6 protein-coding genes are annotated in these 9,539 nt (G+C 34.1%); 3 read left to right on the top strand and 3 right to left on the bottom strand.

The genetic code is table 11. The features are described 5' to 3' along the window. Both AC3AX0_RS02780 and AC3AX0_RS02775 read right to left on the bottom strand, forming a co-directional pair. A partial coding sequence (locus AC3AX0_RS02780) for an alpha-galactosidase (RefSeq protein WP_487548781.1) occupies positions 1-1,137 on the bottom strand: 1,137 nt, incomplete at its 3' end. After that, positions 1,127-4,036: a glycoside hydrolase family 2 TIM barrel-domain containing protein gene (locus AC3AX0_RS02775; RefSeq protein ID WP_487548780.1), complete on the bottom strand. Its 2,910-nt coding sequence runs from the start codon at positions 4,034-4,036 to the stop codon at positions 1,127-1,129. The genes AC3AX0_RS02775 and AC3AX0_RS02780, both read right to left, overlap by 11 nt. A gap of 165 nt (positions 4,037-4,201) precedes the next feature. Here AC3AX0_RS02775 and AC3AX0_RS02770 point away from each other — a divergent pair, with 165 nt between their 5' ends. After that, the gene (locus AC3AX0_RS02770) at positions 4,202-5,974 is read left to right on the top strand and encodes an ASKHA domain-containing protein (protein ID WP_487548779.1); all 1,773 of its coding nucleotides are present in this window, start codon (positions 4,202-4,204) and stop codon (positions 5,972-5,974) included. A gap of 10 nt (positions 5,975-5,984) precedes the next feature. Beyond that, the gene (locus AC3AX0_RS02765; protein ID WP_487548778.1) at positions 5,985-6,623 is read left to right on the top strand and encodes a hypothetical protein; all 639 of its coding nucleotides are present in this window, start codon (positions 5,985-5,987) and stop codon (positions 6,621-6,623) included. Positions 6,624-6,708: 85 nt separating this feature from the next. Here AC3AX0_RS02765 and AC3AX0_RS02760 read toward each other — a convergent pair whose 3' ends face one another. Further along, positions 6,709-7,968: a helix-turn-helix domain-containing protein gene (locus AC3AX0_RS02760; protein WP_487548777.1), complete on the bottom strand. Its 1,260-nt coding sequence runs from the start codon at positions 7,966-7,968 to the stop codon at positions 6,709-6,711. A gap of 238 nt (positions 7,969-8,206) precedes the next feature. On the opposite strand from AC3AX0_RS02760, the gene AC3AX0_RS02755 reads away from it, so the two are divergent. After that, positions 8,207-9,539 (top strand): uroporphyrinogen decarboxylase family protein (locus AC3AX0_RS02755; protein WP_487548776.1); only part of this gene is annotated, 1,333 nt, incomplete at its 3' end.

Raw genomic sequence — 9,539 nt, 5'->3', positions numbered from 1 at the left:
ACTGAGAATCATCCCCCTGTTTTTACCATTGCCAGGAATCATACAAGAAGCATAAACACAATCTACATTGATGAATTCAAATCCGCACTCCTTGAGATAATCAAAAACATCCTTTAAGTAATCCTTGAAGTTTTCATTCTGAATATCCAAGGCATAGACTTTTCCTCCCAAAGATGAATCCCGACCTGCAACCACTTCAGTATTTTGACTGCTTTTCAATAACCATTCCTTGTTTTTTTTGTATATATTTGATTTACTGCTGCAAATAAAAGGAGCAACCCATATCCCTGGAATATAACCCTTTTCTTTTATTTTATCAGCAACAAATTTTAATCCATCGGGAAATCCCTTACTTGATTCCATCCAGTCACCAAGATTTGCCTCGTATCCGCCATCAATCTGAATTATGTCATAGTCTATATTGTTCTCGCAAATACTATCAAGATTTTTCATTATCTCCTTACAAGTTACATCATTTCCATATCTCCCAAAACTTCTCCAAATTGAAATCTTACTGTTTTCAACATTCTTACCTTGAATCAGTTTTGCATAGTATTTCCATGAATCGTCAACATCATAGGATATCATTATTTTAAGTGCCTCAATGGAATTCTCAACTTCAGTGCCTGAAAGATCCTTTACTACTCTGATTTTCTTGTTTTCTATATTGCCGTAAAAAACTGTAAATCCCTTTTCTTCATTTAGCGAAGCTGTAAAAAGTGTTGACTTGAAACTTTTTAAATAGGTATATCCCGTGGAATGTATACATCCCTTCTTTTTGACATAATCAACAAACCTGTAATCTCCATAGCTGTCAAATCCTTTAATACGGTTCAGCCATCCGATTTTTTTCATTCTTTCGGATTTAAGATATTCCCTGCTTTCGCTCATGCTCTGATATCCATTTGAAAACATACTGAAATATGAAGCCCTGAAATTAAAATCAAGTTCGATTTTTTCAAGAAAGCATTTCTCGTCTGATTCAATTCTTATACTATAAACTTCACCATTCCTGATGTCTTCAGTTTTAAGTTCCATTCTGATACCATCTTCCTGAATTTTACCAAAATCGTGAAATTTTATTGTTTTATACTTGTCTCCAACTCTAAGCTTAACAATTCCTTCATCAAACTTCATAAGGCTCTCCCTTAAATGATATTCCAAAAGTGTACTTGTATCTGGTGTTCTTATTCAATTTGTATTTCTCCAATATTTCTGAACCCGTCATAGTATCACCACCTACACCCTTTTGCCCGTAATCCACATTCAATACTGTTTTTTCTTCACATTGCCTAATACTGAAATTAAAGTTCTTATCGCCTACGGCCTGAACGGATATAGAATTAATATCACTGGATGACTGCATCCATCTCGCATCAGTTCGATTTCCTCTTTCTTGTTCATTTGTATAATTATAGTTGAAGTCCTTCAATGGTAATTCATGAATACCAGTCTTAGCTCCCCTGTTCCTGTCTACATAGTTTTCATGTGGGCCCTTGCCGTAATATTTCACTATGTCAAGTTGTTCAGCAAATTCAAACTGCATTCCAAACCTTGTCATTTCCTTTATAGGCTCAATTTCATTATGAATAACAAGGTCAAAGTTGTTCTTTAGTTCATATATTAATATTGCAGGATCCTTGACTAGAGGATATTCAATTTCAAAATATACAACTACTTTATCAGGGTGTTTTTCCGTAAATGAGCTTATTACCTTCTTTTTCTTCAATGCATTATCCCATTGAGCATTTCTACCTAAAATGTTTCTAAGATTGTTTTTTTCACTTCTTTTGTCTGCATCGGTATCATTTCTTGTGAATCTATGTACAATTTCCTTATAAAGTATATTTCCATTACCAAGATTGATGTTTTTTATATTTCCAGTTTTCTTGTTTATTATCATACTGTATTCAGTATTTTTTATACTTATAAATTCGCCTGTCTCAAGTATGGAGAATGACTCGACCTCATTGCTTTCTTCAATCTTACCAACATATGCAGAGCCAAAAAGCACAAACTGGTCCCATGCCACCTCAAAACCTTCATCAGCCCATTTAGTAGCGTTTCTAAGCTTCCATGAAACAGTAAGGATATATTCACAACCTTCATTTTTCACAATATCAGGTGTGAATTCAAATATTGTTCTCCCTTCAACTGCTTCAGACAACATAATTACATCTCTTTTATAGACCTCATTGCCATTTTCAGCAATACTAACCTCAAGCAAAAAATCATCAATTGTCATTGACCTGTATTTATTTTCTATTTCAAGAATCAAACTTCCTTTTTCTTCCTGAATAGTTGTATCAATATTTTGAAACACCTTCTTGATTTCATAAAACATGGGTTTAGGTTTCCCATCAATGTCTATAACACCTTCTCTTGAAACTTCTCCAATCTCATTCCTGATTATAACAATATCTGTCATGTTCGAAATGAATCCACCACAAAGATTTTTATATTTCCCATAATTCATGACATGTTCATTAATATTACCAAGACAATTGCCTTCGATATAGGAAAGCTTGCTGCTAAATACTGGTTTCTTTATATAATTTCCTATTTTAAGGGACTTGCTTTCGTTTAATGTTTTAGTATCCTTAAAGAAATTCCTGATTGACTTAAGCTTTCCTATCTTTTTTTCCATTTCAACAGTTGGATACTGTGTGCAAAGAACATCTCCACCAATTGAGCCGGTATTTCCAATATAGCTTACAGGCCTTGAATCGTCCAAATCATCCAGATGATCTTTCATCATACGATAATCCAAACCACATCCTGTATCCTTGCCAAGGTACCACATGACTATGGATGGATGGTTCTTGTCTCTGTTTACTGTATTCGATATTCTCTTCAATGCAGTTTTGTTCCAGTCAAAGCCTTCAGGCAGCTTTTTAAGAGATTGACTAGTATTGATTCCCAATTCAGATACTACAAAGAGTCCATATTTATCACACAATTCATAAAACCTAGAATCACTTGGAAAATCACTTGTCAGAATTGCATTTATATTATTTCTCTTTAAAAGTCTAATGTCCTCTTCCCAAATTTCATCGCTGGAATCAGAGCTATCTATACTTTCACTATCAGTTCTGTTTATTCCTTTAAAAACTACAGGTTTTCCATTTACAAGAAATTGTGATTTTCTTATTTCTACCTGTCTGAATCCATGATTAATTCTTCTTTCTGACAGTATTGCATCATCATGGTCTTTTAATATTATATCAACGTCATAAAGATAAGGATTTTCATCATCCCACTTAACAGGCTTTTCAACCAACTTGCAAATGTAAACCTTTTCTTCTGAATTTTTATTCACTACGAAACCTGCAGTCATAAGGAGTTTTTCTCCTATCCTAAGTTCAAGTTTCAAATCCCTGTTTCTATCCGTTGAATTTCCAACCCAGGTTTCTACACAAAGTCTTGCATCTTCATATTCATCATCATAGGTACTTCTGACGAATAAATCTTTTATAAATATTTCGGGTTCTGAATACAATTCTATCTTCCTAAAGACACCACTTAAAAACCAATCCAAAGAGCAATCTATAAATGAAGCATTGGAATATTTTTGTATTTTTAATACAACAAGGTTTTTTCCTAACTCAACAAATCCAGTCATGTCAAAATTCAGATCCCCCATAGTTCCATATGAAAAACCAGCGTGTCTTCCATTGATCCATACTTCTACGCTGGATTTCACTCCACCTATTTTAAGTAAAATTTTTCTATTCTCCCATGAGTTTCCTATTTCGATTGTTTTTCTATAAAAACCTGTAAACCCAGACTTGTCATAAAGACCTGTTGTTTTATTGATTTTTCTGTTCAAATTTTTAATAACATTTTCGCAATTTCTTTCAGGTTTACCGTACCCTTTCATTTGCCATGCAAATGGAATATCAACTTCATCCCAACCACTATCATCATAATCAAGGCTGTGAAATTCATCTTCATTTGAAATTTTTTCAAAATAATTAAATTTCCAGCTTACACACATATCCATTGCCCATCTTTTACTTTTATCAGAAAAATCCATAAAAACCATCTCCAGTCATTTATATATAAATATAATTATATCTATTTTATCACTATTGGTAATTATAAAACAAGATTCAATTTACTTATATGGATTGACTTTTAAAAAATATAAACTATAATTAAATCAGGCTATTACTTGATTAATAAAATTTTGGAGATTTTTATGAATAAATTAGAAGTATTCTTTCATCATAGCAATAAAGCTATTCATGTAGAGAAGGATACGCTTCTTTCTGATGCCTGCGCTATTGCTGGTTATCCCTTGGACCTCATTTGCGGAGGCAAAGGTACTTGCGGTAAATGTAAAGTAACCATTAGAAGCAACGGTAAAAAAGAAGAGGTTCTTTCCTGTATGACAAAGGTAACAAAAGATGTGACAGTTTATTTGAATCCTGAAGACATTAAAAAGGATGCTGCCATACTTACAAATGGAGGAAAAAAATTCAATTTCAATCCTTCAATAGGGAAAATATATATTAAAAAAGCTGATATCCCCTTAAATCACTGTGGATATTACTGGGAATATTTCAAGAATAATCTTAATCTTGAAATCGATTACAATACAATAAAAATTCTTGAAAGAGTTATAAACAATAAAAATATTGACGGCTTTACGATAGTAACTGACAAAAACAAGCTCATTGATGTTCAGGAGCATGACCAGAAACATCTTATTTACGGTGCAGCAATAGACATAGGTACTACCTCCGTTGTAATGTATCTATACGACCTTACCAACGGAAAGCTTATAGGTACTTATTCAGACTTGAATCAACAGATATCAAGAGGTGCTGATGTAATAAGCAGAATCATGCACTGCACAACTGAAGAAGATGGAATAGACGAATTGCAGGATAAAATTATATCCACAATAAACAGTCTTCTTAGCAGAGCTGAAACGGACTATCCTCATCTTCCCTACAATCTATACAAGACAATACTCTGCGGTAACAGCACAATGCAGCATCTGTTCCACGGATTCGACCCTTCCAACCTTGGTCAATCTCCTTTCGTATCAATATACAAGGATGAGATAACATCAAGAGGTGTAGAACTAGGAATAAAAGGACCTGCAAAGAATCAAATTACATTCTTGCCTTTGCTTGGTGGATTTGTAGGAGCAGATACCACTGCAGTATTAACTGCTCTTAATAACAACGAAAAAATAAAACTTGTTGTAGATCTTGGAACAAACGGTGAAATAGGTATAGGAAACAAGGACAGATATATTGTATCATCAACCGCCTGTGGTCCAGCCTTAGAAGGTGCAGGGCTGGAGTTTGGAATGAGAGGTACAACAGGAGCAATTGAAAGATTTGAAATACTGGATGGAAAAGCCGAATATTCAGTAATTGGAAATACCAAAGCAAAAGGAATTTGCGGGTCAGGAATAGTGGACATAGTTGCAGAACTTTTTAAATTCGGATTCATAAACAAGACTGGTAAAATGCTTAGTCCTGAAGAATTTTCCGAACTTAGACCAGCCTGTCGATTGACACACAGAATATGCAAGCACAACGGAATTACAGCATTTCAGCTTGTACTTCCCGAAGACAGTGTAAATGAAGAAGGCGTTTTCGTTACCCAAAAGGATATAAGGCAGATTCAGCTTGCCAAGAGCGCCATTTACACAGGATGTATTATGCTAATTGAAAAATTTGGAATAACAGAAGAAGAACTAGACGAAATACTTCTTGCTGGAGCATTCGGCAACTATATAAGCATTAAAAATGCGGAAAGCATTGGTCTTTTACCATATTTTGAAAGTGTTAACACTAAATCCATAGGTAATGCAGCAGGTACAGGTGTACAGATGTATCTTCTAGATGAAGACATTACAAACACTTGTAAGAAAATTGTATCAAACACTACCCATCTTGAACTGGCTTCTGATCCAGAATTCCAGAACAAATATATTATGAGTATGGGTTTCTAGGAGGTATTTAATGAAAGAGGTTTTTAATCCTTCAATAAAATTGGACAAGAAGAAAATATACCAAAGAATCAAAGTAAAAGAAGACTCCCACGTGTATGACACCATAGATGAACTCTACAATCAATATGTGAAAAACATAGAGGATAGAATTGAATTCCAGGTGGTTTACACTGTAAAACCCAATGAATTTAACTTTAATATTCCTGATGTCGACAATTGTGAAAAAGTGATATTTTGCTATGCAACAGTAGGTCATCTAGTCAACGATGATGTAATAAAGCTATTTGATGACAAAAATTATCTAGAAGGCTATTTGTTAAATGAAGTTGCAAACGATATAGTCATGGAAGCTACAAACCAGCTCTATACACATATTAAGAAAAAAATGAAAGAGACAGGATATAACATAACCAAAAGATATTCCCCCGGAGAATGCACCTTTGAAATGGAATACCAAAAATCCATTATGGAAGAACTAAAAAAAGATTTTGAAATTCAAGGAGTACTCACAGATTCATTTATGATAAATCCGGAAAAATCAACTCTTTATATTTATGGAGCAGACAAAAAAAATCCAGAACTGGAATTGGATTTTGACTGCAGTACTTGTCAGTCTCACAACTGCCCTTTCAGAAGAGAATCCTTTTAACTTGTTTAAGAAATTCATATTTTAAATATTAAAGGAACTGCCGTAATGGTCAGTTCCTTTTTTATAGCTTAGGAAAATTAAACAATTAAGCTTCTTTTCTAAACCTTCTAGGTGTCTTCCCTGTAACCTTCTTGAAGACCTTAGTGAAATAGCTTTGATCCTCGTAACCTACAAACATAGCAATGTCAAGTATTTCCATGTTCGTATCCTTCAGAAGCTCCCTACTTCTCTTTATCCTTACTTCATTTAAATACTCTGTAAAGCTCATTCTCATTTCTTGCTTAAAAAGCTTCGAAAGATAGGATGAATTTATATGAAGATAATGAGACACCTTTGCTAGGGTTATCTTATTCATGTAATTCCCGTTGATATGCTGTACTGTCTGGCTTACAATATATGAATTGCCGGAATAGATATTCCCAAATACATTTTCAACAAAGTGATCCGTTATTTTTGCCGACCAGGTAATCAGCTCCTGTATGTTGTCTATGCTGTTAAGAGCATTTATAAGGTCAAAGTTTATACCAAATATCTTCTGTAGTGACGCTCCCCCTTCAACTGAAGCTCTTGACAGTATTGTACAAAGTTCAAGAACCCTTGCCTTTATCACCTCTATGTTTCCTCCCTCTAGAAGAAGAACCTCATTCAACAAGGATTTGAATATTTCCTTTGCACCTTTACTGTCGCCATCCTTCACCTTTCGTATGAGTTCCTTTTCCTTTTCATAAGGATAGACCATTTCAATATTCTGCTTCTTGTATTCATGAATATTCTCACCTATCTTTGCCTGTTCCTTGTAGCTGATATTAATTTTTTCATACTCAGTCTTACTAGAATACAAACTCATAACACAACAGTTCAATAAATATGCCAAATGGTTAACCTGACCTGGTGCATAAATCTTCATATTCCTAAGAAACAATGTAACCTTTGAAAATATTTCCATACTTGCTTCATGAATTTTGAACAGATCCTTTATAGTATCCTCTACTATTGGACCCATAGCAATGGGTCCAGCAATAAAAGCTCCATAAAATTCACTATCCTTCAATATCGCTATTGAAATATTTACAAATCCAGAGGGACAGACAAATATATACGGCTCCCCAAGCTTTGCAGCAAGTTCAGATGAAAAAACAAGGTTATTTCCGCATACTCCGTTTTTCTTTCCATATATATCAAAAAAGCAACATATCTTCTTTTCCTTCAAGCTTTCAGCTATCATATTCATATCTCTGTCAAAAACAGTAACTGAAACACCCGTAGAAAAACTAAAAGAGTCTATAGTGTTCTGTATTTCTGTAGTATTCAATTTGCCACTTTCAAGAATCATATTTCGTTCCATTTTTTCTCCTTTTGGAAAATATTTACAAATTCATGTATGGATTTTACAATTTATCTTTAGTTTTCAAAGGTTAAATTGCAGGAAATCGATTTTTTGTACATAAATTTACAACTTTTAGCCTTCATGGTACAATTTTTTTACAATTTATTTATGTATAATATTAACATCAAGTAAAAAAAAAATCAAGCTAACAGCCTAGTAAATTACAACAACACAAATTATGGAGGATATTTTAAAAATGGGAAAAGAATTAATATTTCAAACACTTAGACATGAAAAAACAGAGAGAGCTCCATGGGTTCCTTTCGCAGGAGTACATGCCGGAAAACTTAAAGGATACACTGCAGAAGAAGTTTTAAAAGACGGCGATAAATTATATGAATCACTAATAGAAGTAAACAAACTTTACACACCAGATGGAATGCCTATAGTATTCGACTTGCAGATTGAAGCAGAAATTCTTGGCTGCGAACTTTTATGGGCACGAGACAATCCTCCATCAGTAATGAGTCACCCTTTAATGGGAAGCGAAAAGAAAATACCATGTAAATGTGAAATACCATCTAAAGAATCAGGAAGAATCCCTATGATACTTGACGTTATGAAAAGAGTCAAGGCTGAAATCGGAGATGATACAGCTTTATACGGATTGATCTGTGGTCCTTTCACACTAGCTTCCCATCTAAGAGGAAGTGAAATATTCATGGATATGATCATGGATCCAACATATGTGAAAGAATTAGTAGATTTCTGTGCTGAAGTTTGCTTCGCCATGACAGACTATTTTGTAGAAGCTGGAATGGATGTAATAGCAGTTGTTGACCCTCTGGTTTCACAAATTTCACCTGCTCATTTCACTGAAATGCTTTCTGATGGATTTACAGCAACATTTGATTATATCAGAACAAAGGAAGTATTCTCATCATTCTTCGTTTGTGGTAATGCAACAGTACAGATGGATGTAATGTGCCAGACTAACCCTGATTCTGTATCAATAGACGAAAATGTAAGTATTCAAGTAGCAAAAGAAGTTACGGACAAGTACAATATTTCAATAGGTGGAAACATACCTCTTACTACTACTATGCTTTTCGGAAACCAACAAGACAACATGAAATATGTTGTAGATATGATTGATTCAATGGACAACCACAACCTTATTGTTGCACCTGGTTGTGACATGCCTTACGATGTACCTATCGAAAATACTATAGCTGTTGCACAGGCCGTTCTTGAAACTGCAGAAACTAGAGAAATGGTTAAAAACTACGAAGCTGCCAGCACTCTTGATATAGAAATAGATCTACCAAATTATGCAAACCTTGACAAACCTTTGGTAGAAGCTTTCCTTCTAGATCCTTTAGCATGTGCTGCATGTACATATATGAAAGATGCTGCACGAATTCAAAAAGATGACTTTGGTGACAAAATTGACGTTTCATATTTCCAATATAATGTCAAAGAAGACATAGCAAGAACAATGAAAATGGAAGTTAAGCAATTACCTTCAATTTACATAAATGGTGAACTTAAGTGGTCTTCAATAATTCCAAGTCAGAAAGAATTTGCTG

It is taken from the genome of Dethiosulfatibacter sp., assembly GCF_983023055.1.
This window is presented reverse-complemented; position numbering and strand designations above follow the sequence as displayed.

What these genes read in the sequence shown, in the direction of transcription:
- AC3AX0_RS02775 (WP_487548780.1), bottom strand. Translation starts at nt 4,036, where the DNA reads ATGGATTTTTCTGATAAAAGTAAAAGATGGGCAATGGATATGTGTGTA.
- AC3AX0_RS02770 (WP_487548779.1), top strand. Translation starts at nt 4,202, where the DNA reads ATGAATAAATTAGAAGTATTCTTTCATCATAGCAATAAAGCTATTCAT.
- AC3AX0_RS02765 (WP_487548778.1), top strand. Translation starts at nt 5,985, where the DNA reads ATGAAAGAGGTTTTTAATCCTTCAATAAAATTGGACAAGAAGAAAATA.
- AC3AX0_RS02760 (WP_487548777.1), bottom strand. Translation starts at nt 7,968, where the DNA reads ATGGAACGAAATATGATTCTTGAAAGTGGCAAATTGAATACTACAGAA.